Below are 23569 nucleotides of genomic sequence, written 5' to 3' on the forward strand. Positions count from 1 at the left end.
GTCCGTCACACGCCCAGATACTGTTCCAGGAGTTGGGGCTGCGCATGCAGCGCGTCCGACGTGCCTTCGAACACGACCTGTCCTTTCACCAGAATCACGTTTCGGTCGGTGATCTGCGTGACGTGTTTCCAGTTCTTGTCCACGATCACGCTGCTGATGCCGCTGTCCTTGATCAGGCTGCAGATGCGCCAGATCTCGCGCGCGATCAGCGGCGCCAGGCCTTCGGTGGCTTCGTCGAGGATGAGTACATCGGGGTTGGTCATCAGCGCGCGGCCGATGGTCAGCATCTGCTGCTCGCCACCGCTGAGTTGCTGGCCGCCATGAGAGAGGCGCTCTTTCAGGCGCGGAAAAGTCTCCAGAACGCGCTCATAGGTCCAGTCGCGCTGGCCGCGTGTGCCCGCGCGGGCGGCCATCTGCAGGTTCTCCACCACGCTGAGGTTGCCGAAGATGCCCCGGCCTTCGGGCACATAGGCGATGCCCAGGCGTGAGACTTCGTAGGGTGGCTTTCCGGTCATGTCCTGGCCTGCCACCGAGACGGTGCCGGAGCGCGGCTTGACCAGGCCCATCAGCGACTTGAGCAAGGTGCTTTTGCCCATGCCGTTGCGTCCCATGAGGCCGATGGTTTCGCCCTGGCCCACGGTGAAATCGATGCCGTGCAGGATGTGGCTGCTGCCATAGAACGTGTGAATGCCTCGGGCGTCGATCCAGGGTGCGCTGCTCATCAGTGGTCTTCTCCCAGGTAGGCGGCTTGCACGCCCTCATCGGCGCGCACCTCAGCAGGGGTGCCGTGGGCGATGACTTCGCCGTTGACCATTACCGTAAGCCGGTCGGCCAGCGCGAAAACCGCGTCCATGTCGTGTTCCACCAGCATGATGGCGTGTTCCGGCTTGATGCGCAGCAGCAACTCGACCATGCGTTCCGCTTCGGCCACCCCCATGCCCGCCAGGGGTTCGTCGAGCAGCAACACGCGGGGCTCGGTGGCCAGTGTCATGGCAATTTCAAGCTGGCGCTGCTCGCCGTGGCTCATGGCGCCCGCAATCGCCATGCGCCGGTCTTTCAAGCCAGAAAGCTCGATGGCGCTTTCCAGGCGTGCGCTGGTAGCTCTGTTTTTGATAGTGGATGCGCGCGTGTCCGGCCACCAGCGCAACGGGTTCCAGGGCTGCTGCGGGTCGCGCGACTGCGCGGCCAGGCGCACGTTTTCGTGCACCGTCAGCGGCAGGAAGATGTTGGTCTTCTGGTAGCTGCGCCCCAGGCCCTGGCGCGAGATGCGTTCAGGCGCCCAGCCGCTCACATCGGTGCCATGCAGCAGCACCTGGCCAGAGCTGGGTGGAAGGTCGCCCGAGAGCAGGTTGGTCAGCGTGGACTTGCCGGCGCCATTGGGGCCGATCACCGCGTGGATTCGGCCCTTCCACAGATCCACCGATACGCCGTTCACGGCGGCCAGGCCGCCAAAGCGTTTGGTGACCTGCTTTGCAGACAGCAGGACTTCAGCCATGGTGCGAGCCCTCCGACGCAGCTGTTGCCGTGCCCTTGCGACGTGCCAGCATTCCAAGCAGGCCACGCGGTGCGGCCACAACCACCAGCACGATGAAGCCGCCCATGAGCAGTTGCCAGTGTTTGGTGATGTCCTTGAAAACGTGCAGCAGGTACTCAAACGCGAAGGCCCCCACGATGGCGCCCGCAAAGTTGCCCATGCCTCCCAGAATCACCATCATGATGGCGTGCGCGCTCATGTGAAAACCCATCAGCTCGGGGTTGACGTAACCCGTCTGCGCCCCCCACAGGTAGCCCGCCAGACCGGCCAGTGCGCCTGCCACCGTGAAGGCGGTGAGCTTGTAGCCCTGTGTGCCGAAACCCATGGCACGCATGCGGTGCTCGTTGATGCGGATGCCCGCCAGCGCCCGGCCGAGCGGGCTCCAGAGCAGGCGGCGCAACAGCGCATAGACGATCACTACCAGTGCGAGCGTGAAGTAGTAGAAGGTTTTGCGGCTCTCCAGATCAAACGGCAGCCAGCCCAGAATGGAAGCATCGGGCCGGAAGTTGATGTACAGCCCGTCGGAGCCACCCAGCACCTTGTTGTCGAAGAACAGATAGAACACCATCTGCGCAAACGCCATGGTGACCATGATGAAGTAGATGCCGTGGGTGCGAACCACGAAGAAGCCGATGACCAGCGCCGCCAGTGCCGAGCCCGCGACTGCGGCGGGCAGCGTCCACCACAGGCTCACAGGCGCATCGGCAGGCGTGAGAAAAGCGAGCGCGTAGCCTGCCACGCCAAAGTATGCGGCGTGGCCCAGGGACACCAGGCCCGTCACGCCCTGCAGCAAATCCAGGCTCATCGCGAAGATGGCCATGATCATCATGCGCGTGACCATCTGCACGTAGAAATCGCTGCCCACAAAAGGGAAGGCGAGCAGGGCCACCAGGCCGAGCACAAGCGTGAACTGCGCGCTGCGGGGCAGCACTTCGATGTTGGCGCGGGGCGAGCTCATGAGCTGCCGCCGGGCCGCCCAAAGGCAGCGAAGGCCCCCTTGGGGCGAAGCGAAATACACGAAGCGATGAGCGTGGGGGTAATCATTGCTTGAAAAGACCTTCGGGTTTCCACAGCAGCACCGCTGCCATCAACATATAGACCAGCATGCCCGCCACCGACGGCAACAGCACCTTGCCAAAGGTGTCCACCAGCCCCACGAGCAGCGCCGCGATGAGGGCGCCGCGCACCGAGCCAATGCCGCCGATCACCACCACCACAAAACACATGATCAGCACCGACGAACCCATGTTGGGGTACACGCTGGACACCGGCGCGGCCACCATGCCCGCCACGGCTGCCAAGCCCACGCCCAGCGCAAAAACGATGGCGTGGATGAGCTTGATGTTCACGCCCAGCGACTCCGCCATGTCGCGGTTGAATGCACCTGCCCGTATCTTCATGCCCAACCGGGTTTTGGAGATCAGCAGGTACAGCGCGGCCGCCAGTGCCAGGCAGATGCCCGAAATGAACAGCCGGTAGACGGGGTAGGACAACGTGTCGGTCAGGGGAATGGACCAGTTGAGCATCTGCGGAATGGCTACGCCGTGCACATCGTCACCCCACAGCAGCGAGCGCAGTTCTTCAAAGATATAGATCAGGCCGAAGGTCAGCAGCACCTGGTCCAGGTGGTCACGGTGGTAGAAGTGGCGAAACAGCAGCCATTCCAACGCCAGCCCGAACACCACGGCCAGCACCGCACCGCCCAGGATGGCCAGCGTGAGACTGCCGAATTGCCCCGATAACGAGTAAGCAAGATAGGCGCCCAGCATGTAGAAGCTGCCGTGCGCCAGGTTCACCACGCCCATGATCCCGAAGATCAGCGTGAGGCCGGCTGCCAGCATGAACAGCAGCAGCCCGTATTGAACACTGTTGAGCAGCTGGATCAGGAAGGTGGCGAAGTCCATGGTATGTGGCGGGCCCCGCAGGTTTACGAAGCGCGGCGCGACGCCAGCAGCAAGGTGCCCATCAGCGCAAAGAGCCCCCCGCAGACACGGTTGAACCAGCGCATGCGGCTGCCCTGTCGCAGCACCGGCGCAAGGCCCGCCACGCCCACCGCACACAGCGTGAGCACGGTGAATTCAATTGCCACAAACGTGGCGGCGAGCACGGCAAACTGGGGCGCCCAGGCCGCAGCCGGGTTCAGAAATTGCGGAAAAAAGGCGGTGAAGAACAGCAGGGCCTTGGGGTTGCTGCCGCCCACGATGAGGCCTTGCACATACAGCTTGTGGGCTGGCACGGCGGCACGTACGGGCGCGTCGGTGGCAGGCAACTGGTCGAACACCGTGGCCCGGCTGCGAAAGGTCTTGAACCCTAGCCAGATCAAGTAGGCGGCGCCAGCGGCCTTGAGCACCCAGAACGCGGTTTCAGACGCCGCCAGCAAGGCGCCAAGACCCAAGGCCGACAGCAGCATGGTGCCCAGAACGGCCGTGACGCTGCCCGCAACTGCAGCCATGGCTTTGCGCGGCCCGTACTGCAGGGCGTGGGTCATGCACATGAGCATCGTTGGGCCGGGCGAAAGGACCAGCAGCGCGACGGCAGCCAGGTAGAGCAGGTAGGTACTGAGTGACATGGGGCACAGGAAGATGGAAGGGGGCTACCGCTGCGAGAACTGCGGCAGGACGCACCCGCCCCGCGGGGCCGGCGGTGCATTGTGTCAAAGCCGCAGAGCGGGCACGCTGCCCGCCCCTGCGCCCCGTTGAGCGTATGGTCACCGGACCGGATCAGCGCGGAGGAGTAAGCGTTCGTGCCGGCCCGCGGTCGTCAACCCATGCGGCACCCGGCGCCGCTGTCGGCCAGCGCCTTGGCAGCCACGCCGATCACTTTGTTTTCCTTGTTTTCCACCTGGCGCAGGTAGATGTCCTGCACGGGGTTGTGCGACTTGCTCATGGTCCACTTGCCACGCGGGCTGTCGATGGTGGCGCTTTCCATGGCCTTGATGACCGCAGGCTTGGCAGAAAGGTCGCCCTTGACGGCGTTCGCGCCCTGCACCAGCAGCAGGCCGGTGTCGTAGCCCTGCACGGCATACACGTCGGGCTGGGTACGGAAGGTCTTGGCGTATTCCAGGCGGAACTGCTTGTTGCGCGGTGTGTCCAGCGAGTCGCTGTAGTGCATGGTGGTGATGATGCCGTCGGCCGCCGGGCCAGCTGCGTCGAGCACGCCTTCAGTGAGGAAGCCGGAGCCGTAGAGCGGAATCTTGTCCTTGAGGCCTGCAGCGGCGTAGTCGCGGATGAATTTGGCAGCGCCGCCGCCGGCAAAGAAGCAAGCCACGGCGTCGGGTTTTAGCGCGGCGATTTCGGTGAGCAGCGCTTGAAACTCTACGTTCGGAAAGGGCAGGCCCAGCTCCTTGATGATGGTGCCGCCAGCCTTGGTGTAACTTTCCTTGAAGCCCTCAAAGGCTTCGTCCCCGGCCGCGTATTTCCAGGTGATCCACACGGCTTTCTTGTGGCCCCTTTCGACCATCGCTTTGCCCAAGGCCAAGGTGGGCTGCGAGTTGCTGAAAGAGGTGCGGAACACATTAGGCGCGCAAAGAGCACGCGTCGCGGCATGGACGCCCGCATTGGGGATGAGGTTGAGCACTCCCGTATCGCGCGCTACTTTTTGAATGCCCATCTGCACGCCGGAGTGCACGGTGCCGATCAGCACATCAACCTTGTCGCGCTGCACCAGCTTGCTAGCGTTTTCGACGCCTTTGCTGGGCTCGGATTCGTCGTCCACCTTGAACCATTCGATGTCACGCCCACCCAGCTTGCCGCCTTGCTGATCAATGGCCAAGCGCACGCCGTTTTCGATGGCGACCCCCAATTGGGCGAAGGTGCCGGTGTAGGGCAGCATGAATCCCACGCGCACCTTGCCGCTTTGTGCACGCACGATGGAGGGCAGCAGCAAGCCCGAGGAGGCCGCGCCCACAAGGGCGGCACTGCGGGTGAGAACGAGGCGGCGAGTCGTCATGGAAGAGGCTCCTTTGTTTAGGCTTAAAGTAATTTACTCCATGCGTCCGGCAGTGCACACCTATGGCTTACCCGTACCGTTCCGAAGGGAGCGTCACGGACACCGAGTGCGGCAATCTGCCCCGGCACAAAAGCACGAAGCGTGAGAATATGAATTAAAGTGCATGTCATTAATTTGATCAGTATATGTTGTGCATTTAAATTCGTGTCTCAGGTTTCGGGTTTTGGCGTAGGTAGTTTCCAGAGGGGGCGGTGCACGTGATGGCGGATTTCGAAATTCCCGATCAGTCACCTTTGTCGCTACGGTCGGTTGCAAAATGGGAGCACCGGCGCGCCTGCGCCGTTGCCGCGCATTGATTCCGTCCCTCCCGAGGCCGGATGGTTTTCCATCAGGGTATCTCAGCCTGCTCGCCCTTCCTTCGTCCGCATGCCTACATCCTCATCCCAGTCCACGCCTTTATTGCTTTCTACGGATCTGCGCGCCCGGGTGGTTCGGTGGCTTCGCGCGTTCTGGCCCGCGCCCCTCGAGATCGACGGGCGCGAGCGGGTGCGGTTCATCGCAGGGGCGGTCGTTGGGGTGCTTCTTACGGCGGTGCTAAGTCGGTGGTGGGGCGAGGGAGGTACCAGTGGCCCCTGGATGATGGCCTCGCTGGGAGCCAGTGCCGTGCTGGTGTTCGGCATGCCCTCCAGTCCGTTTGCGCAACCCTGGCCTGTGTTGGGCGGCAGCACCTTATCGGCCCTGGTAGGAGCAGGGTGTGCCGCGGTCATCCCTGACGTGGCCCTGGCCGGTGCGCTTGCGGTGGGGTTGGCCATTGCACTGATGGTGCCCTTGCGGTGCCTGCATCCACCCGGAGGGGCGATGGCGCTGTACATGGTGCTCAACGCAGGCGGCGGCTGGCGTCTTGCCGCTTTTCCCATCCTTTTCAATGTGTTGGTGTTGCTGGTGGCTGCGGTGGCCTACAACACGCTCACGGGCCGCAGATATCCGCATCCGCAGCGCACGCGGCCCAGTGGGGAGATCGCTGGCGGGGCTTTTACCTCCGCGGACGTGGATGCGGCTCTGGCGCACTACAACCAGGTGCTGGATGTGAGCCGCGCCGACCTAGAGGGCTTGCTGCACCTGGCGGGGCGGGCCGCATTCCAGCGGACGCTGGGCGACTTGCGCTGCTCGGACATCATGTCGAAGCCGCCGTTTGCCGTGGAGGCTGGGGTGTCGCTCAAGGAAGCCTGGGCCCTCATGCGTGCGGAGGGGATCAAGGCCCTGCCGGTGGTGAATGCTGAGCGTTGGGTTGTCGGCATCATTACGGTGGCTGACTTCATGCGGCTGGCGAACCTGGATGTGCACGAAGGGCTGGGCCAGCGCCTGCGGACGTTGGTCAAGGGCCGCAGCGGCCAGCCCGGCACGGTTGGCGAAATCATGGCGTCCCCAGTGCAGGTAGCGCGCGTAGGCCAGCACGCCATGGACTTGGTGCCGCTGTTTTCACAAGGCGGCCATCACCACATTCCCATTGTCGATGTGGAGGCGCGTTTGGTGGGCATGATCACCCAGACCGACCTGGTGCGTACGCTGGCCGCCACAGTGCAGGGGCATGACGAAGAGCGTGTGGCTCAGGGCCGTAACGCACCACAGTTCGCACCTGCCGAGCCCCCGCTGCCCTGACCATAGGCACGACAGGGTACATCGCGGTACAATTGACAGGCTTTGCACAGCGCTCACGCTGTCCATTGAAGCCGTCTCCCCGGCCCTCTGCCTGATCTGCGCCCCGGGTGCAGCGACTCCCACCGCCTGCCATGCACCGTGTGCCTCTCCCAGGCCACGCTGCCTCTGCCGTGGTGGAGGTGCACCAGCAGCGCTCGGGCGCCGATCACAGAATATTTGTTTGAAGAGATAGATAGAACATGGCCAAAGAAGAACTGATTGAAATGCAAGGCTCCGTCACGGAAGTCTTGCCTGACTCGCGTTTTCGCGTCACGCTGGACAATGGCCATCAATTGATCGCCTATACCGGTGGCAAGATGCGCAAGCACCACATTCGCATCCTGGCGGGCGACAAGGTGTCGCTGGAAATGTCGCCGTACGATCTGACCAAGGGCCGCATCACCTTCCGTCACCTGGCCGGCCGCGGCCCGGGTCCTGCTTCGCGATAGCCGTCGTTAGCCGATCGGCAATCTCGCAGTGTTCGGCGACGTCGCTCCAAAAATATTTCAAAAAGTGGTCGTTCAAACCAAAATGAGAAATTTGCCGGGTTAGAATACGAGCTGTCGGAGCGTAGCGCAGCCTGGTAGCGCATCTGCTTTGGGAGCAGAGGGTCGCGAGTTCGAATCCCGCCGCTCCGACCAATGTTTGAAGGCCTTGCAGCAGTGCTGCAAGGCCTTTTTTCATGCCGTGTGGTATCCAAGCCGCCCAGTATTGCGACACACACCCGTAGCGCAAAATGCGGTGCTTCACCTGTGTCGCGCCCACCGCCTGCATGAAGACCTCCGCGCTTTCCTCCTTCGCCTCTCCTCTTCCATCCGCACCCCATCGCGCAGTTCATCGCTACGACGCGGTGGATGCCTTGCGCGGGTTGGCCATGGTCTGGATGACGGTTTTCCATTTCTGTTTTGATCTGAGCCACTTTGGCTACTGGCCGCAGAACTTTCGCGCCGATCCGTTCTGGACGACGCAACGCACGGTCATCGTCAGCCTCTTTCTCTTCTGTGCCGGGCTGGGACAGGCTATCGCATGCCAACAGGGCCAGGGATGGTCGCGTTTTGGCCGCCGTTGGGCACAGATTGTGGGTTGCGCGTTGTTGGTCACCGCGGGGTCGGTCGTGATGTTCCCGCAGAGCTATATCTATTTCGGGGTGCTGCACGGCATGGCGGTGATGCTCATCGTGGCAAGACTCACGGCGGGATGGGGACGCTGGCTCTGGCTGGCCGGGCTGATTGCGGTGGCGCTGCCAACGGTCGCGCACGCGCTGCTGTCCGGGCCTTGGGCGGAGGCGTCTGCTGCGTTCAACAGCAAGCCACTCAATTGGCTTGGCCTCGTCTCCCGCAAGCCGTATACCGAAGACTACGTGCCGGTTTTGCCCTGGCTGGGGGTGATGTGGTGGGGGCTTGCGGCAGGGCAGTGGGCGCTGCGCCACCAGAGCGCCTGGTTGCGCATGCCGGTGCCTGCGCTCTTGGCGCCCCTTGCAGTGCTGGGACGCTGGAGCCTGAGCTATTACATGGTGCACCAGCCGGTCATGATCGGCGGGCTCATGGCAGCGGGGTGGATGCTGGGGCGGTGAGCGCGTGGCCCCGCGCTGCGGTACGTTGGGGCATAAAAAAACGCGGCCTGGGCCGCGTTTTAGTTGGGTAGAGCGCATCGCAGCCCGGGACGGGCGTCGCGCGCGCTCGTGAGTTCTTACTGGATCTTGGCCTTGGCGCGCAAGTCTTCCTGGAACTTCACCAGCTTTTGCTGCTGCAGCTGTTCAGCCACTTGGGGCTTCACTTCTTCCAGCTTTGGCAGCTGGGCTTCGCGCACGTCGTCCAGGCGGATGATGTGGTAGCCGAACTGGCTTTTTACCGGCACTTCAGTCATCTTGCCCTTTTCCAGCTTGACCATGGCGTCGCTGAACTCGCCCACGTAGTTGGCGGGAGCCGCCCAGTCCAGGTCGCCGCCCTTAGCGCCGGAACCTGGGTCCTTGGATTGCTTCTTGGCGATGTCTTCGAACTTGGCGCCCTTGTTGATGGCGGCAATGATCGCCTTGGCGTCGTCTTCCTTCTCCACCAGGATGTGGCTCGCCTTGTATTCCTTGCCGCTGTTGGCGGCCACGAACTTGTCGTACTCGGCCTTGATGTCCGCGTCGGTGACGGGGTTCTTCTTCTGGTAGTCGGCGAACAGCTCGCGGATCAGGATGGTCTGGCGGGCCAGTTCCATCTGGGCCTTGTAGTCGGCCGAGGCTTCCAGGCCGCGCTTCTGGGCTTCCTGCATGAAGATTTCGCGGGCGATCACTTCTTCCTTGATCTGGCCTTCGATTTCCGGCGTCACGGGGCGGCCCGAGCGTTCCACTTGCTTCTTGAGCACTTCGGCGCGCTCTTTGGGCACGGCCTTGCCATTGACGATGGCGATGTTCTGGGCGGAAGCGGGCAGGGCCACGGTGCCCAGCACGGCAGCGGCCACAAGGCCGGACAGGAGCTGTTTCTTCATGCGAAATCCAAAAAGATAAGGGGGTAGTTTTAGGCTGATTTGTGCCGAATGAGTTCCGGCAACATGAAGCAGAGATGTGCCGGCTCAGAGAACTTCAATGGCGAGGGCGTGGACGCCTTGGTCAATAAATTCTTGCAGCGCATCATACACAAGGCGGTGCTGGGCGACTCGGGGACGGCCGGTAAACAAAGGTGACGAAATGCGCACCCGGAAATGGGTGCCAAAACCGGTGCCGTTGGCGCCTGCGTGGCCCGCATGGGCGGCGCTTTCGTCAATGACTTCGAGCTGGGTGGGGGCCAAGCGGTCGTGCAGCGCCTGCTGCATCTGGGCGGCGGTAGTGGAGATCATGAAGAGGAGCTTGTCGTGCGCGCTGTTGCCGGTCCGTCATGCAGCGGGCTCATCGCTGTCGCTCTTGAGGTGCGGTGCGATGTAGAAGCCCTGGGCCACCAGAAACACCAAGGGGAAAACATAGCCCCACAGCTTGAAATCCACCCAGGCTTCGGTGCTGAAGTTCATGACCACATAGGCATTGATGGCAGACATGAAAGCGCAATAGGCAATCCATGCCACGTTCAGGCGGTTCCAGACGGTGTCCGGCAGCTCCAATTGGCTGCCGAGCAGCATCTTGAGGAAGTTTTTGCGAAGGCCCCACAGCGCCACGGCCAGCGCCAGCGACATGGCCCCGTACAGCACCGTCGGTTTCCATTTGATGAAGCGGTCGTCCTGCAGCACGAGCGTGAGGGTGCCGAACAGCAGGATGAGCACCAGCGTGGCCTTGTGCATGGTTTGCAGGCGGCGGTCGATGGCGTAGATCAGGCCCATCTGCACCACGGTGGCGGCCATCAGCACGGCCGTGCCGACGTAGATGCCGTAGAACTTGTAGGCCCCAAAAAACAGCAGGATGGGGAAGAAGTCGATCAGAATTTTCATGGGTCAGGAGAGAGTCTCGGCCGGCAATACGCCAAACATCAGTCAGCTAGTCCTTGCCGGACTCGAAGTCGAGCGATGCCGAGTTCATGCAGTAACGCAAGCCGGTCGGGGCAGGCCCATCTTCAAAGACATGGCCCAGGTGGGCCCCGCATTGTGCACACACCGTTTCGGTACGGACCATGCCATGGCTGCGGTCCACGATTTCGGTGATGGCGCCGGGGACGGCTTCCGAGAAGCTGGGCCAGCCGCAGCCCGCATCAAACTTGGTGACCGAGTCGAACAACTTGGCGCCGCAGCAGATGCAGTGGTAGCTGCCGTCAGCCCAGTGGGCTTCGTACTTGCCGGTGAAGGGTCGCTCGGTGGCGGCATGGCGCGTGACCTGGAAGGCCACTGGTTCTGCGCCTTTTTCGCGCAGCACGGCTTGCCATTCAGCGTCGGACTTCTGGATGGGGTGGGTCATGATGAACAGCTGATCTCGATGGAAGATGCCCAGTCGGGCGGGAAGGCAGCATAGGCGTCGTGCCCGGGGTGCTCTTCAAACGGGCGCTCCAGCAGTCGCTGCAGGGTTTGGAGTTCGCTGAAGTCGCCGAGTTTCGCGGCGCGGATGGCTTGCTCGCCCAGGTGGTTGCGCAGCACGAACTTGGGATTTGTTTTTAGCATCAAATCGGCGTCTAGCGCTTTACCATCATGCGCTGGAAGCTCTGAATATGATAGCAGCCAGACATCGAAAGCCGCGCGGTCGGCAAACAGGTCGCGCACGGGTTCAAAGTCGTTGCTGCGCACCGCATCAGAGAGGCGGCGCCAAAAAATGGTGTAGTCCACCCCGTTCCTGGCTAGCAACAGAAGAATGCCGTCAATCAGGGAGGCGTCCTGCTCCCGCTGCACCGTCAGGCCCAGCTTGGCGCGCATGCGGGCCATGAATTCCTGCGGGAACACGCTCTTGTACGACTCCAGGGCTGCCTTGGCCTGCTCCTCGTCTCCAATCAGAGGCAACAGAGCCTGAGCGAGGCAGAACAGGTTCCAGTACGCCACATTGGGCTGGCGGTTGTAGGCATACCGCCCTTGCGTATCGCTGTGGTTGCACACATGGCCGGGCACGAAGGCGTCCAGAAACTGGAAGGGCCCGTAGTCGATGGTCAGGCCCAGGATGCTCATGTTGTCGGTGTTCATCACGCCGTGGCAAAAGCCAACGGCCTGCCACTGCGCCATGAGGCGCGCGGTGCGCTCGCTCACCGCCTGCAGCAAGGCCGAATTCGCATTGCCTGCCGACGCACCACTGTCCCGGCATTCCGGGTAGTAGCGGTCGATGACATAGTCGGCCAGGGCCTGCAGCTGCGCCTCCTGCCCGTTGGCTGCGAAGTGCTCGAAATGCCCAAAGCGCACAAAGCTGCGCGCCACCCGCGTCACCACGGCCGCCGTCTCGATCTCTTCGCGCCGCACCGGCGCGGGTGAGCCGGTGATGCACAGTGCGCGCGATGTAGGGATGCCCAGGCCATGCATGGCCTCGCTGCACAGGAACTCACGGATGCTGGAGCGCAGCACTGCGCGGCCGTCGCCCATGCGGGAATAGGGCGTGCGGCCCGCGCCCTTGAGTTGGACCTCGTGGCCGTTGGCCGTTTCGCCCAGCAGAATGGCGCGGCCATCGCCCAGCTGCCCGGCCCACACGCCGAATTGATGGCCGCTGTACACACTGGCCAGGGGCGTTGACCCGGCCAGCAGCGTATTGCCGGAAAAAGCCTGCAGCGCTTCGTCTCGGCCCAGCCAGGCCGGATCGAGCCCGATCTGGCGCGCCACGTCGGCGCTGGTGCCCACCCAATGGGGCGCGGGCAGCGGGGTGGGGCGCAGTTCGGTATAGAAAGCGGGGCCCAAGGCGGCGAAACCGTGGTTCCAGCGCAGGTCCAGGTTGGCGGCGGTCTCGCTGTGGTCGGCACTCGGATGCATGGCCGCCATTGTCTCGCACCGTGGATGGCACAAAGCCGGCAAGGCCTTGCGGTCCGGGTGGCAGGCTCAGGAGGGCGCTTCAGATGCGGCTTCCAATAGCTGCAAGCGGTACTGCCCCGGCGGCATGCCAAACCAGCGCTTGCAGGAACGGAACAGGTTGCTCTGGTCGGCAAAACCCAGCAGGTCGGCAATCTCCGCCAAGCTATGGCGCTCGTCGCCCAGGTGTTGGCGGGCCAGTTCGCGGCGGGTGTCGTCCAGCAGCTGCTGATAGCACACCGACTCGGCCTGCAGGCGACGCTGCAGCGTGCGGTCGGTCAGGTGCAGGCGCGCGGCGATGTCATCGCGGCGGGGTTCTCCGCGGTGAAGCACGCGGGCAATTTCGGTGCGCACGCGGGTGCTGGTCAGCGTCTGGCCGAGCTGGTTCAGTTCGGTCTCGACGAGCCGCTCGTGCAAGGCCCACAGCACGGGGTTGTGGGTGGGAATGGGCGAGCGCAGGGCCGCTTCGGACAGCAGGAAGCGGCTGGTGGGTTGGCCAAACCGGGGCAACACGCCAAAGGCCTCGCGGTAAGGTCTGTCGTCCTGCGGTGGCTGCGTCGTCAGGTCCATGGCCAAAGGCTGCAGTTCGCGGCGTGTCAGCCAGCAGCACAAGGTGAACAGCGTCAGCACCGCGAACTCGATGCGCTCACGCGGCACGGGCCGCGTGGCGCCAATATGGCTGATCGTGAGCCAGTAGCCCTGGCCGCGCGGGTCGCGCGCCATCTCGAAGCAGGTGGCGTCCGAGATCAAGGCCATTTGCCGCTGCAGGTGTTCAAACCCTACGAGCAGGTTGGGGCCTGAAGCCAGCGCATAGCCCACGAGATCCACATTGCCGTAGCGCGCCGCCAGGTCACGCGACAGGCCCAAACCAGGCTGCCCGTGACGCAGTGCTGCAGCCTCCCACAGGCGGCTTACGCGGTCCACGTCCACGCGTGTCTGCGGCTCTTTGACCAGCATGGGCAGATCGATGCCGGCTTCTGCGCACAGCGCGGCCGCTGGCAGGCCTTGCGCTGCGAACATGTCCGCAATGCCGCGCACCCACGCGGCGGAGCTGGTGCGTTGGGTCATGGTTGGTTCATGGGGTGTTGAGGGGGCACAAGGCGTTGTATGCGCTCAGGGTTAACGCGGGGGTGGTGGTCTGAAGTCACTGTGTTGGCGCGGTTGCGATAGTGGGCCAGAGGCAATGCCTTCACACAATCGTCGCCGAGGTCGGGCCCTGCCGCAAGTGTGACGCTTCGCAAAAAAGGGCTGACCCTAACCAAAAAACACAGGAGACAAGACATGGCTGATTTTCACAAGCGTTGGCGGTGGTGCGCCGCCTTGGCGGCGGTGCTGGCGGGCGCGGCTGCGTGTGGTGGCGCTGGCTCGGCACCCGAGGTGCGCCAGACCGCGTATGGCACGGTGCGCGGCGTGGATGACAGCGGCGCAAGCGGCACTTACGCCTGGAAGGGACTGCCCTTTGCCAAGCCGCCAGTGGGCGATCTGCGCTGGCAGCCCCCAGTGGATCCTGCTGCCTGGACGGGCGAGCGCGACGCCACCCGCTTTGGCAATGCTTGCCTGCAGATGGGCCGGCTGTATGGACCGGGTGCCAACAACAGGTTTGACGACACCATCGGCCAGACCTTGGGCAAGCCTGTCGGCAATGAAGACTGCCTGACCCTGAACATCTGGCGCCCGGCCAACGCGCAGGACAACCTGCCCGTGCTGCTGTTCCTGCATGGCGGCAGCGGTATCTCGGGCTATACGGCCGACCCCGTGTATGACGGCGCCGCGCTGGCCCGCAAAGCCAACGCGGTGGTGGTCACGGCCAACTACCGGCTGGATGTCATGGGCTTTTTTCAGCTGCCCGCATTGCACACGGGCAGCCAGGCCTACAGCGGCAACTATGCGCTGCTGGACAACATCCAGGCCCTGCGCTTTATCCAGGGCAACATCGCGCGGTTCGGCGGCAACCCCGCCAACGTCACGTTGATGGGGCAATCCGCCGGGGCTACCAATGTGCTGGCCTTGCTGACGGCGCCGGCAGCGACGGGCCTGTTTCACAAGGTGCTGCCCATCAGTGCGGGGATTTCGCTGCCCGGCAATCTGCCGCCGGGCGCCATTCCAACGCTCAACCCGGAATCCCGCTACGCAGCGCAGGCGGGGGCGTTGCTGGCGGCGCTGGCCGTGGCCGATGGACTGGCACCCGACGCTGCCTCGGCTGCCACGCTGGTCGCGGGCTGGACGCCCGCACAGACTGCGAGCTACCTGCGCGGCAAAGATGGCCGTGTGCTGCTGCAGACCGTGCTTGCGAGCGGGCTCACCGGCTCGGGGCCCATCCCCGATGGCGTGGTGATTCCGGTGGACCCGATGGCCGAGATCGGAGCCGGCCGCTACCACAAGGTGCCTGTCCTGTCGGGCTACACGCTGGACGAGGCCAAGCTCTTTGCGCCTTTTCTGGCCCTGCTGGGGGGCAAGCCGGGCATGAAGATCAGCGATGCCGAGCGCTTTGCGATGACGCAAGCATTTAACCCCGATGCGCCCACGTCGCTCACGGTGGCGGACATCCTCGACCCCTCGTACCTGCCCGTGACGACGCCCGCTACCGGTTACAACGCCCGCATGCGCATGCTGGGCGCGGCTTTCATCGACCCGAGCCGGGACAACTTGCTGGGCAGCTTGCGTGCGCAGCAGTCTACGGTGTGGAGCTACCAGTTCAACTGGGCCCAGCAGCCCGCACCCTGGAACGATGTGTACGGTGCGGCCCACGGCTTTGACCTGCCGTTTGTGTTCGGCAACTTCGGCCCGTCGCTGCTGGCCAAGGCGGCCAACAGCACCGCGAACCAGCCGGGTCGTCTGGCGCTTTCCGCTGTGATGATGGACAGCGTGCGTGCCTTTGTGCACACCGGCAATCCCAACCACGCGGGGCTGGGGCAGGAATGGCAGCCCTGGCCGCGCAAGTTCATCTTCGACGCGGACCAAAAGGCCACGCGCCTGAGCGTTCAGTGAGGATCCGGAGCCTGATGCCTTTTCCCATGTCACGCCAGTGTTCCTTTGCGCGTCTATCGCCAGTCAGCCACGATCCTGGCGCTGCCGGGGCCAGCGCCCCCGTGCAAGGACCGCCAAGCCGTGCGGGCGACTCCGGGGGAGCTCTATCTCATGTTGCAGCAGTAGCGGCGAGATATGCACCCAGCGCGTCGTCATCCACGATGGCCACCTTGCCAAAATCCAGCGACACGATGCCGAGCTCTTCCAGCGAGCGCAGCACGCGGTTCACTGTCTGGCGCGACAGGCCCACCAGCTGGCCCAGCTCGTCCTGCGTGAGGTTGAGCCGGCGCGTGCTGCGCCAGAACAAGCGACTCAGGTACAACGCCACCCGGTGCTCGGTGGACTGTGTGCGCCCGGCCTCTATGATGGTCATGGCCTGCCCGAGCCGCATGTTGAGATGCAGCACCAGAAACTGGTTGAACGCCAGGTGGGTATCGCGCAACGCATTGAACAGCGGCAGCGGCAGGCAGAGCAGGGTGGTGGGCCGCAGGGCCACCACGTGGTACCGGCGGGGCTCGGGCTTCATGGCCGAGCCCTCGCCAAACCACTCGCCATCCGGCACGCCGATGAAGGCGGACGACCGGCCCTTGCTGGCCGGGCTTTGCAGCATCACCAGCCCCGACAACACCGCGTGCCAGCCCAGCACGGGGCTGCCGGCGGGCATCACCACTTCGCCCTTGTCGGCCTGGGTGGAAAACACCTCCGCGCGCAGCCGCGCCTGCAGCGCGCTCGGCACGCTGGCAAACCAGGGTTGGGATTCGATAAATCGCTGGGCGGTGGGCGCAAAGCAGAGCATGTGCCGCATTGTCCCCGTTTGGCTGTGCGGGGAGGGTATTCCCTGTGCGTTTGTCAACGGGGCGACAGGTGTTGGCAACCCAGCACACGCAGCGCACACTGCCGCGCTACGATGATCTTTCCATTCACTACAACATCCAAGGAGCATTCATGCTGGGCCTGATGCAGAGCCAACCGCTTTTGATCTCGTCGCTGATCGAGTTCGCTGAACGCCACCACGGCGATTCCGAGATCGTCTCGCGCCGCGTAGAGGGCGACATCCACCGCTACACGTATCGTGACCTCGCTGCACGAGCGCGCCGGCTGGCCAATGCGCTGGATGCCCTGAAGCTGCAGTTCAGTGACCGCGTGGCGACCCTGGCCTGGAATGGTTACCGGCACATGGAGATGTACTTCGGCGTTTCCGGTTCCGGCCGCGTGCTGCACACGGTGAATCCGCGCCTGCACCCCGACCAGATCGCCTGGATCGTCAACCACGCGGAAGACCAGGTGCTGTGTTTCGACCTTACATTCCTGCCTCTGGTGCAGGCCGTGCATGCCAAGTGCCCCAGCGTGAAGAAATGGGTGGCGCTGTGCGATGCCGACAAGCTGCCCGCCGACTCCGGCGTGCCAGGCCTCGCGAGCTATGAAGAATGGATTGGCGCGCATTCGTCTGACTACGCGTGGCCGGAGTTCGACGAGAACTCCGCATCCAGCATGTGCTACACCAGCGGCACCACGGGCAACCCCAAGGCCGCGCTGTACAGCCACCGATCGACCACGTTGCACGCCTATGCCGCCGCGCTGCCCGACGTGATGTGCCTGTCTGCGCGCGACTCCGTGCTGCCCGTGGTGCCCATGTTCCACGTCAACGCCTGGGGCATTCCGTACTCGGCCGCGCTCACCGGCTGCAAGCTGGTGTTCCCGGGTCCGGCCATGGACGGTAAGTCGATCTATGAACTCATCGAGGCCGAGAAGGTGAGCTACGCCGCGGGTGTGCCTACCGTGTGGCAGATGATGCTGGGTCACATGAAGCCCGCGGGCCTCAAGTTCTCCACCTTGCGCCGCACAGTGATCGGCGGATCGGCCTGCCCACCGGCCATGATCCACGCGTTCAAGGAAGATTACGGCGTGGAAGTGCTCCACGCCTGGGGCATGACGGAAATGAGTCCGTTGGGTACGCTGTGCACGCTCAAAAACAAGCACCTAGCGCTGCCCAAGGACGAGCAGATGAAGATCCTGCAAAAGCAGGGCCGCGCGATCTACGGTGTGGACATGAAGATTGTCGGCGGCGACGGCAATGAGCTGCCCTGGAACGGCAAAACCTATGGCGACCTGCTGGTCAAGGGGCCCTGGATTGTTGACAGCTACTTCAAAGGCGAAGGCGGCAATCCGCTGATCAAGGACGCCCAGGGCCGCGGCTGGTTTCCCACGGGCGACGTGGCCACCATCGACGCCGACGGTTTCATGCAGATCACCGACCGCAGCAAGGACGTGATCAAGTCTGGCGGCGAATGGATCAGCTCCATTGACATCGAGAACATCGCCATGGCGCACCCCGCCATTGCCATGGCGGCCTGTGTGGGTATGCCGCACCCCAAGTGGGACGAACGCCCCATCGTGGCCGTGGTCAAGCGCCCCGGTGCAGAGGTGACGCGCGAAGAGCTGCTGGCCTTCTATGAAGGCAAGACGGCCAAGTGGCAGATCCCCGATGACGTGGTGTTTGTCGATGCCATTCCGCTGGGTGCCACGGGCAAGATGCTCAAGACCAAACTGCGTGAACAGCTCAAGGATTACAAGCTTCCCGGCCTGTGATCAGGGTGGGGCAATGCATGTGTGCGCATCGTTTGCGATCGCCATTTCTTGCACTGCCCCAGGCTGGTGCGCGCTCGGGGGAGCGCTGCGCCAGTCACGTGTGCGACGCTGGTAGGGGCAATCCCTGAGCATCGCTTTGTTGCAACGCGGTACGCTGCGTTGTGTCGATTTACAAGGAGACAAAAGCATGAAGTTCGCTATTAAGGCTGTAGCAGCCTCGGTAATCTTGGCAAGCGCTGGCGGGGCCTTCGCCCAAAAGGGCGAGACGGTCAAAATCGCCTGGCTCGACCCTCTGTCTGGCCTGATGGCAGCCGTGGGAACGAACCAGCTCAAGAGCTTCCAATTCATCGCTGAAGAGTTCAACAAGAAGAACCCTGCCGGCGTCAAATTCGAGATCATCGGCATCGACAACAAACTGAGTCCGCAGGAAACCACCAGCGCCCTGCGCTCTGCCATGGACCAGGGTGCGCGCTATGTGGTGCAGGGCAATGGCTCGGGGCCCGCACTGGCCATCATGGACGCGCTGGAGAAGCACAACGCGCGCAATCCCGGTAAGGAAGTCCTGTTCCTGAACTACGCTGCCGTGGACCCAGACCTCACCAACAGCAAGTGCAGCTACTGGCACTTCCGCCTGGACGCAGACACATCCATGAAGATGGAAGCGCTGACGACCTACATGAAGGACCTGCCGGATGTGAAGAAGGTCTACCTGATCAACCAGAACTACTCACACGGCCACCAAGTATCCAAGTACGCCAAGGAGATGATGCAGCGCAAGCGCCCCGACGTGCAGTTCGTGGGTGACGACCTGCACCCCCTGGCCCAGGTGCGTGATTTCTCGCCCTACATCGCCAAGATCAAGCAGTCGGGTGCTGACAGCGTGATTACCGGCAACTGGGGTTCTGACCTGGCGCTGCTTATCAAGGCGGCCAACGATGCGGGCCTGAACAACGTCAAGTTCTACACGTACTACGGCTCCGTGACCGGTAGCCCCACCGCCATGGGCGCCGCAGCCGCCGGCCGCGTGTACATGGTGGCGTATGCCCACATGAACCTGCCCGGCCCGCTGAACCAGATCGTGGTGGACTACAAGAAGAAGTTCAACGACGACATGTACACCGGCGCCGTGTACCACGCCTTCACGATGCTGTCTGAAGGCTTCGTCAAGGCCAAGTCCACCGACCCTGTGAAAGTGGCTGCTGCTTTTGAAGGCATGAAGTTCAAGAGCTTCAACGGCGAAGTGGAGATGCGCAAGAGCGACCATCAGTTGCAGCAAGGCCTGTTCATCTCCAAGTGGGAGAAGACCGATGCCAAGCACCCTATCGACTCTGAAGGCACGGGCCACACCTTTGTGCCTGTGAAGTACTACGAGCCCTACGTGGCCAGCACGCCCACCTCGTGCCAGATGAAGCGTCCGTAACCTCCTCGGTCACTGACCTTCCAGGCCCGACCTCATCGGGCCTTTTTTTTACCTTGCAATGAAAAATTCCAATGAATCCTGAGTTTTTCGTGATCTCTTTGCTGAACGGCGTGAGCTACGGGCTCCTGCTGTTCATGCTGAGCTCCGGCCTCACGTTGATCTTCAGCATGATGGGCGTGCTCAACTTTGCACACACCAGCTTCTACATGCTGGGGGCCTATTTCGCGTTCACCATCTCCGGGGTGGTGGGTTTCTGGCCGGCGCTTGTGCTGGCCCCTCTGGCGGTGTTTGCGCTGGGGGCCGCGTTCGAGCGCTACTGCCTGCGTCGTGTGCACAAGTTCGGCCACGTGCCTGAACTGCTGGTTACTTTCGGTCTGTCATACCTCATTCTGGAAATTGTGCAGCTGGTGTGGGGCCGCTCGACAGTGCCCTACGGTCTGCCTGAGCAGTTGCAGGGGCCGTTGTTCTCACTCTACGGCACGCAGTTCCCCAAATCGCGCTCCTTCGTGATGCTGGTGGCGCTGGTCATGCTGGTGTCGGTGTGGCTGTTGCTCACGCGCACCCGCATTGGCCTGGTGATCCAGGCCGCACTCAAGTACCCCGAGATGGTGGAAGCGCTGGGACACAACGTGCCGCGCGTCTTCATGCTGGTGTTTGGCGGTGGCGCCGCGCTGGCGGGCCTCGCCGGCGTCATCGGCGGCAACACCTATGTGACCGAACCCGCCATGGCGGCGTCGGTGGGCTCCATCATTTTCGTGGTGGTGGTGGTGGGTGGCATGGGGTCGCTGGCAGGCGCCTTCCTGGCATCGCTGCTCATCGGGCTGGTACAGACCTTTGCCGTGGCGCTGGACTACTCGCTCATCCATGCTTTCCGTGCCGTAGGTGTGGCCGTCACCGAGCAAACCTTCGGCTACCCGTTGCTCAAGCTCACGATTTCGCAGGTGGCGCCCATCCTTCCCTACCTGTTCCTCGTGCTGATCCTGATCTTCCGCCCCAAGGGCCTGTTGGGCAAGCGGGAGGACTGACACCATGAATTCCACAACCACCCATCCTGCTGTCCATACGGCCACGTCGCACTACCGGTTCAAGCCATTCAACGTGGGCCGGTTCGTCATCTGGACGCTGTTTGCAGTCATGCTCATCGTGGCGCCCATGCTGTTTCGCAGCAGCCTGGCGCTCACCATGTTGTCGCAAATTGGCTATCTCATCATCATCTGCCTTTCATACAACATCCTGCTGGGGCAGGGCGGCATGCTGAGCTTCGGTCATGCGGTGTACACAGGCTTGGGCTCGTTCATTGCCATCCATGCGATGAACATGGCGACCAAGGGCACGGTCAATATTCCGCTGGTTCTGATTCCGCTCGTGGGAGGTCTGGCCGGTGCGTTCTTTGCCATCATCCTGGGCTTCGTTACCACCAAGAAATCGGGCACGACGTTTGCCATGATCACGCTGGGCATCGGTGAACTCGTGGCCTCCATGGCGTTGATGTTCCCCGAGTTCTTTGGAGGCGAGGGCGGCATCACCACCGATCGCGTTTACGGCAAGCCGTTCTTCGGTATCAGCTTCGGCCCCGCCATCCAGGTTTATTACCTGATTGCGGCGTACTGCTTCGTGTGCACGGCCGCCATGTTCGCGTTCACGGGTACACCGCTGGGCCGCATCTTGAATGCGGTGCGCGACAACCCCGAGCGTGTGGAGTTCATTGGCTACAACACGCAGCGCGTCCGCTATTTCGCCTTCATCATCGCGGGCTTCTTTGCCGGCATCGGCGGCGGGCTGGCCACGATCAACTTCGAGATCATCACCGGGGCAGACAGCCTGAGCGTCATCCGCTCCGGTGGCTACCTGCTGTTCACCTTCCTGGGCGGGGCCACGTTCTTCTTCGGCCCGATCATTGGCGCGGTGCTGCTGGTGCTGGCGTCGGTGCTGCTGTCCGAGCTGTCGATGGCTTGGTTGCTGTACCTGGGCCTGGTCTTCTTGTTCATGGTGATGTACGCCCCGGGCGGCATCGCCAGCCTGATCATGATGAACCTGCGACTGGCCAAGTATGGAAAGCTGGGGCAGCTGTGGACGTCGTACCTCGCGCTCGCGGGCACCGGCCTGGTGGGCGCCATGGGCGCGGCCTGCATGATCGAGATGACCTATCACCTGCAGCTCAACGCCGCGCTGGGTTCGCAGCTCAGCTTCATGGGCGCAACGATTGACGCGAAAAGCTTCACCAGCTGGTTCGGTGCCGTGTTCGTAATGATTACGGGCTTTGGCCTGTTTGAGTTGTGCCGGCGCCAGTTCGCCAAGCAGTGGAGCCGCATCCAGGAGGAAATAGAACATGAAATCAAGCGCGGGGAGGCTGCGTGACCATGGCCGCTGAAAACGCTACCTATGCGCTCGAACTGCGTGACTTGCGCAAGAGCTTCGGCAAGACGGAGATCATCCGCGGTGCCAATCTGGCCGTGGCGCCCGGAGAACGGGTGGCCATCATCGGCCCCAACGGCGCGGGCAAGTCCACCTTGTTCAACCTGATCAGCGGGCGCTTCGCCCCCACCAGCGGCGACGTGATCCTCAACGGCCAGCGCATCAACGGGCTGCCACCTTATGAGATCAACCGCATGGGCTTGTCGCGCAGTTTCCAGATCACCAACATCTTCCCCAAGCTGTCGGTGTTTGAAAACCTGCGCTGCGGCGTGCTGTGGAGCATGGGCTACAAGTACACCTTCCTCCGGTTCCTGTCGAACCTGCGCGACGCCAACGAGCGCGCCACAGAGCTCATGGAGATGATCAAGCTCGACAAGAAGCGCGACACGCTGGCCATGAACCTCACCTACGCCGAGCAGCGCGCGCTGGAGATCGGCATCACCATCGCAGGCGGCGCCAACGTGATCCTGCTGGACGAGCCCACGGCCGGCATGAGCAAGAGCGAGACCACACGCTTCATCCACCTCATCAAGGAGGTGACCGAGGGCCGCACGCTGCTCACAGTGGAGCACGACATGGGCGTGGTGTTTGGCCTGGCCGACAAGATCGCCGTGGTGGTGTATGGCGAGGTGATCGCCTTCGACACCCCCGAGAAGGTGCGCGCCAACCAGCGCGTGCAAGAGGCCTATCTGGGCTCGGCGGTGGCCGACGAGCAGGGGGCGGGACACTGATATGCTGAAAATCGAAAATCTTCACGCCTACTACGGCAAGAGCCATGTGCTGCATGGCGTCACGTTCGACATCCAGCCCGGCGAGATCGTGGCCCTGCTCGGGCGCAATGGATCGGGCCGCTCCACCACTGCCAAGGCGATCATGGGCCTGGTGGACTGGGAAGGCCGGCTCGAATGGAAGGGGCAGCCTCTGAACGGCAAGAAGGCGTATGAAATCGCCCACCTGGGATTGGGCTACGTACCCGAAAGCCGGGATGTGTTTCCCAACCTCACCGTGCACCAGAACCTGCTGCTGGGGCAGAAGGGCAGCGGCAAAGGTAGCCGCTGGTCGTTTGACGACATGTACGAGCTGTTTCCGCGCCTCAAGGAGCGCCAGCACACCGAGGCAGGTGTGATGTCGGGCGGCGAGCAGCAGATGCTCACGCTGTGCCGCACGCTCATGGGCGACCCGGACCTGATCATCATTGACGAGCCCACCGAAGGTCTGGCGCCCAAGATCGTGGAGCTGGTGGGGCAGTACCTGCAGACCATCAAGACCCGGGGCATCTCGGTGCTGCTCATCGAGCAGAAGCTCACCATTGCCATGAAGATCTCCGACCGCGCACTGGTGATGGGCCACGGCGCCATCGTGTTCCAGGGAACGCCGGACAGCCTTCGGGCGGATAACTACATCCGCAAGGAATGGCTGGAGGTGTAGCAGAGCGATCCCCCTGAGCAACCGTCTTGGAAGTCAAGCGCAATGGTGATTTGGATTCCATGCGGAGCCTTGCTTAGCGATGGCGTTAAGCATCGTCAGCAGCTTGCGCATGCAAGCCACCAAGGCGA

At 63.0% G+C, this 23569-nt stretch carries 23 protein-coding genes and 1 tRNA gene; 11 read left to right on the forward strand and 13 right to left on the reverse strand.

Annotation, left to right across the window (positions count from 1 at the left end; genetic code table 11):
- Positions 1 to 5: 5 nt before the first annotated feature.
- The 6 genes from ACK4HJ_RS21275 to ACK4HJ_RS21300 form a co-directional block, all read right to left on the reverse strand.
- On the reverse strand, positions 6 to 722 hold the full coding sequence (locus ACK4HJ_RS21275) for an ABC transporter ATP-binding protein (protein ID WP_409835272.1): 717 nt from the start codon (positions 720 to 722) through the stop codon (positions 6 to 8).
- A complete protein-coding gene (locus ACK4HJ_RS21280; protein WP_409835274.1) occupies positions 722 to 1495 on the reverse strand; it encodes an ABC transporter ATP-binding protein in 774 nt (257 codons plus the stop codon). Before ACK4HJ_RS21280 ends, ACK4HJ_RS21275 begins: the two co-directional genes overlap by 1 nt.
- Positions 1488 to 2492, reverse strand: a complete 1005-nt coding sequence (locus ACK4HJ_RS21285; protein WP_409835276.1) for a branched-chain amino acid ABC transporter permease — start codon at positions 2490 to 2492, stop codon at positions 1488 to 1490. Before ACK4HJ_RS21285 ends, ACK4HJ_RS21280 begins: the two co-directional genes overlap by 8 nt.
- Before the next feature lie 82 nt (positions 2493 to 2574).
- On the reverse strand, positions 2575 to 3438 hold the full coding sequence (locus ACK4HJ_RS21290) for a branched-chain amino acid ABC transporter permease (protein ID WP_409835278.1): 864 nt from the start codon (positions 3436 to 3438) through the stop codon (positions 2575 to 2577).
- Positions 3439 to 3461: 23 nt separating this feature from the next.
- Entirely contained in the window at positions 3462 to 4103 is a 642-nt protein-coding gene (locus ACK4HJ_RS21295; RefSeq protein ID WP_409835280.1) for a LysE family translocator, read from the reverse strand.
- 191 nt (positions 4104 to 4294) lie between these two features.
- A complete protein-coding gene (locus ACK4HJ_RS21300) occupies positions 4295 to 5482 on the reverse strand; it encodes an ABC transporter substrate-binding protein (RefSeq protein ID WP_409835282.1) in 1188 nt (395 codons plus the stop codon).
- 636 nt (positions 5483 to 6118) lie between these two features.
- Between ACK4HJ_RS21300 and ACK4HJ_RS21305 the strand changes: the two genes are divergently transcribed.
- The 4 genes from ACK4HJ_RS21305 to ACK4HJ_RS21320 all read left to right on the forward strand — a co-directional run bounded on the left by ACK4HJ_RS21305 (position 6119) and on the right by ACK4HJ_RS21320 (position 8753).
- Positions 6119 to 7141 carry an HPP family protein gene (locus ACK4HJ_RS21305; protein WP_409835284.1) on the forward strand — a complete coding sequence of 341 codons (1023 nt, stop codon included), beginning with the start codon at positions 6119 to 6121 and terminating at the stop codon, positions 7139 to 7141.
- 239 nt (positions 7142 to 7380) lie between these two features.
- Positions 7381 to 7629 carry a translation initiation factor IF-1 gene (gene infA / locus ACK4HJ_RS21310; RefSeq protein WP_409835285.1) on the forward strand — a complete coding sequence of 83 codons (249 nt, stop codon included), beginning with the start codon at positions 7381 to 7383 and terminating at the stop codon, positions 7627 to 7629.
- 115 nt (positions 7630 to 7744) lie between these two features.
- Positions 7745 to 7821, forward strand: a tRNA-Pro gene (locus ACK4HJ_RS21315).
- Between the two features lie 131 nt (positions 7822 to 7952).
- Positions 7953 to 8753, forward strand: a complete 801-nt coding sequence (locus tag ACK4HJ_RS21320) for a heparan-alpha-glucosaminide N-acetyltransferase (RefSeq protein ID WP_409835287.1) — start codon at positions 7953 to 7955, stop codon at positions 8751 to 8753.
- A 116-nt stretch (positions 8754 to 8869) separates the two neighbouring features.
- Here ACK4HJ_RS21320 and ACK4HJ_RS21325 read toward each other — a convergent pair whose 3' ends face one another.
- The 6 genes from ACK4HJ_RS21325 to ACK4HJ_RS21350 form a co-directional block, all read right to left on the reverse strand.
- Positions 8870 to 9655, reverse strand: coding sequence for a peptidylprolyl isomerase (locus tag ACK4HJ_RS21325; RefSeq protein ID WP_409835288.1), 786 nt, complete (start codon positions 9653 to 9655; stop codon positions 8870 to 8872).
- 84 nt (positions 9656 to 9739) lie between these two features.
- The gene (locus tag ACK4HJ_RS21330) at positions 9740 to 10003 is read right to left on the reverse strand and encodes a BolA family protein (protein WP_409835290.1); all 264 of its coding nucleotides are present in this window, start codon (positions 10001 to 10003) and stop codon (positions 9740 to 9742) included.
- A gap of 36 nt (positions 10004 to 10039) precedes the next feature.
- Entirely contained in the window at positions 10040 to 10585 is a 546-nt protein-coding gene (locus tag ACK4HJ_RS21335; protein ID WP_409835292.1) for a septation protein A, read from the reverse strand.
- A 46-nt stretch (positions 10586 to 10631) separates the two neighbouring features.
- Positions 10632 to 11045: a peptide-methionine (R)-S-oxide reductase MsrB gene (msrB, locus tag ACK4HJ_RS21340; RefSeq protein ID WP_409835294.1), complete on the reverse strand. Its 414-nt coding sequence runs from the start codon at positions 11043 to 11045 to the stop codon at positions 10632 to 10634.
- Positions 11042 to 12526 carry a protein adenylyltransferase SelO gene (locus ACK4HJ_RS21345; RefSeq protein WP_409835296.1) on the reverse strand — a complete coding sequence of 495 codons (1485 nt, stop codon included), beginning with the start codon at positions 12524 to 12526 and terminating at the stop codon, positions 11042 to 11044. Before ACK4HJ_RS21345 ends, msrB begins: the two co-directional genes overlap by 4 nt.
- A gap of 66 nt (positions 12527 to 12592) precedes the next feature.
- Positions 12593 to 13630, reverse strand: coding sequence for an AraC family transcriptional regulator (locus tag ACK4HJ_RS21350; protein WP_409835298.1), 1038 nt, complete (start codon positions 13628 to 13630; stop codon positions 12593 to 12595).
- A gap of 213 nt (positions 13631 to 13843) precedes the next feature.
- Between ACK4HJ_RS21350 and ACK4HJ_RS21355 the strand changes: the two genes are divergently transcribed.
- On the forward strand, positions 13844 to 15550 hold the full coding sequence (locus tag ACK4HJ_RS21355) for a carboxylesterase/lipase family protein (protein WP_409835300.1): 1707 nt from the start codon (positions 13844 to 13846) through the stop codon (positions 15548 to 15550).
- Between the two features lie 148 nt (positions 15551 to 15698).
- On the opposite strand, the gene ACK4HJ_RS21360 is transcribed toward ACK4HJ_RS21355, so the two are convergent.
- Positions 15699 to 16385, reverse strand: a complete 687-nt coding sequence (locus ACK4HJ_RS21360; RefSeq protein ID WP_409835302.1) for a Crp/Fnr family transcriptional regulator — start codon at positions 16383 to 16385, stop codon at positions 15699 to 15701.
- Between the two features lie 149 nt (positions 16386 to 16534).
- Between ACK4HJ_RS21360 and ACK4HJ_RS21365 the strand changes: the two genes are divergently transcribed.
- The 6 genes from ACK4HJ_RS21365 to ACK4HJ_RS21390 all read left to right on the forward strand — a co-directional run bounded on the left by ACK4HJ_RS21365 (position 16535) and on the right by ACK4HJ_RS21390 (position 23441).
- Entirely contained in the window at positions 16535 to 18178 is a 1644-nt protein-coding gene (locus tag ACK4HJ_RS21365; RefSeq protein ID WP_409835304.1) for a 3-(methylthio)propionyl-CoA ligase, read from the forward strand.
- 187 nt (positions 18179 to 18365) lie between these two features.
- Positions 18366 to 19598: a branched-chain amino acid ABC transporter substrate-binding protein gene (locus ACK4HJ_RS21370; RefSeq protein WP_409835306.1), complete on the forward strand. Its 1233-nt coding sequence runs from the start codon at positions 18366 to 18368 to the stop codon at positions 19596 to 19598.
- A 71-nt stretch (positions 19599 to 19669) separates the two neighbouring features.
- The gene (locus tag ACK4HJ_RS21375; RefSeq protein ID WP_409835307.1) at positions 19670 to 20623 is read left to right on the forward strand and encodes a branched-chain amino acid ABC transporter permease; all 954 of its coding nucleotides are present in this window, start codon (positions 19670 to 19672) and stop codon (positions 20621 to 20623) included.
- Positions 20624 to 20627: 4 nt separating this feature from the next.
- Positions 20628 to 21956, forward strand: coding sequence for a branched-chain amino acid ABC transporter permease (locus ACK4HJ_RS21380; RefSeq protein ID WP_409835309.1), 1329 nt, complete (start codon positions 20628 to 20630; stop codon positions 21954 to 21956).
- Between the two features lie 2 nt (positions 21957 to 21958).
- The gene (locus ACK4HJ_RS21385) at positions 21959 to 22744 is read left to right on the forward strand and encodes an ABC transporter ATP-binding protein (protein WP_409835311.1); all 786 of its coding nucleotides are present in this window, start codon (positions 21959 to 21961) and stop codon (positions 22742 to 22744) included.
- 1 nt (position 22745) lies between these two features.
- On the forward strand, positions 22746 to 23441 hold the full coding sequence (locus ACK4HJ_RS21390) for an ABC transporter ATP-binding protein (protein ID WP_409835313.1): 696 nt from the start codon (positions 22746 to 22748) through the stop codon (positions 23439 to 23441).
- The last annotated feature ends 128 nt before the right edge of the window (positions 23442 to 23569 follow it).

The sequence above is a fragment of the Acidovorax sp. genome (assembly GCF_046294525.1).
In the GTDB taxonomy this organism is placed as follows: Bacteria; Pseudomonadota; Gammaproteobacteria; order Burkholderiales; family Burkholderiaceae_C; genus Acidovorax.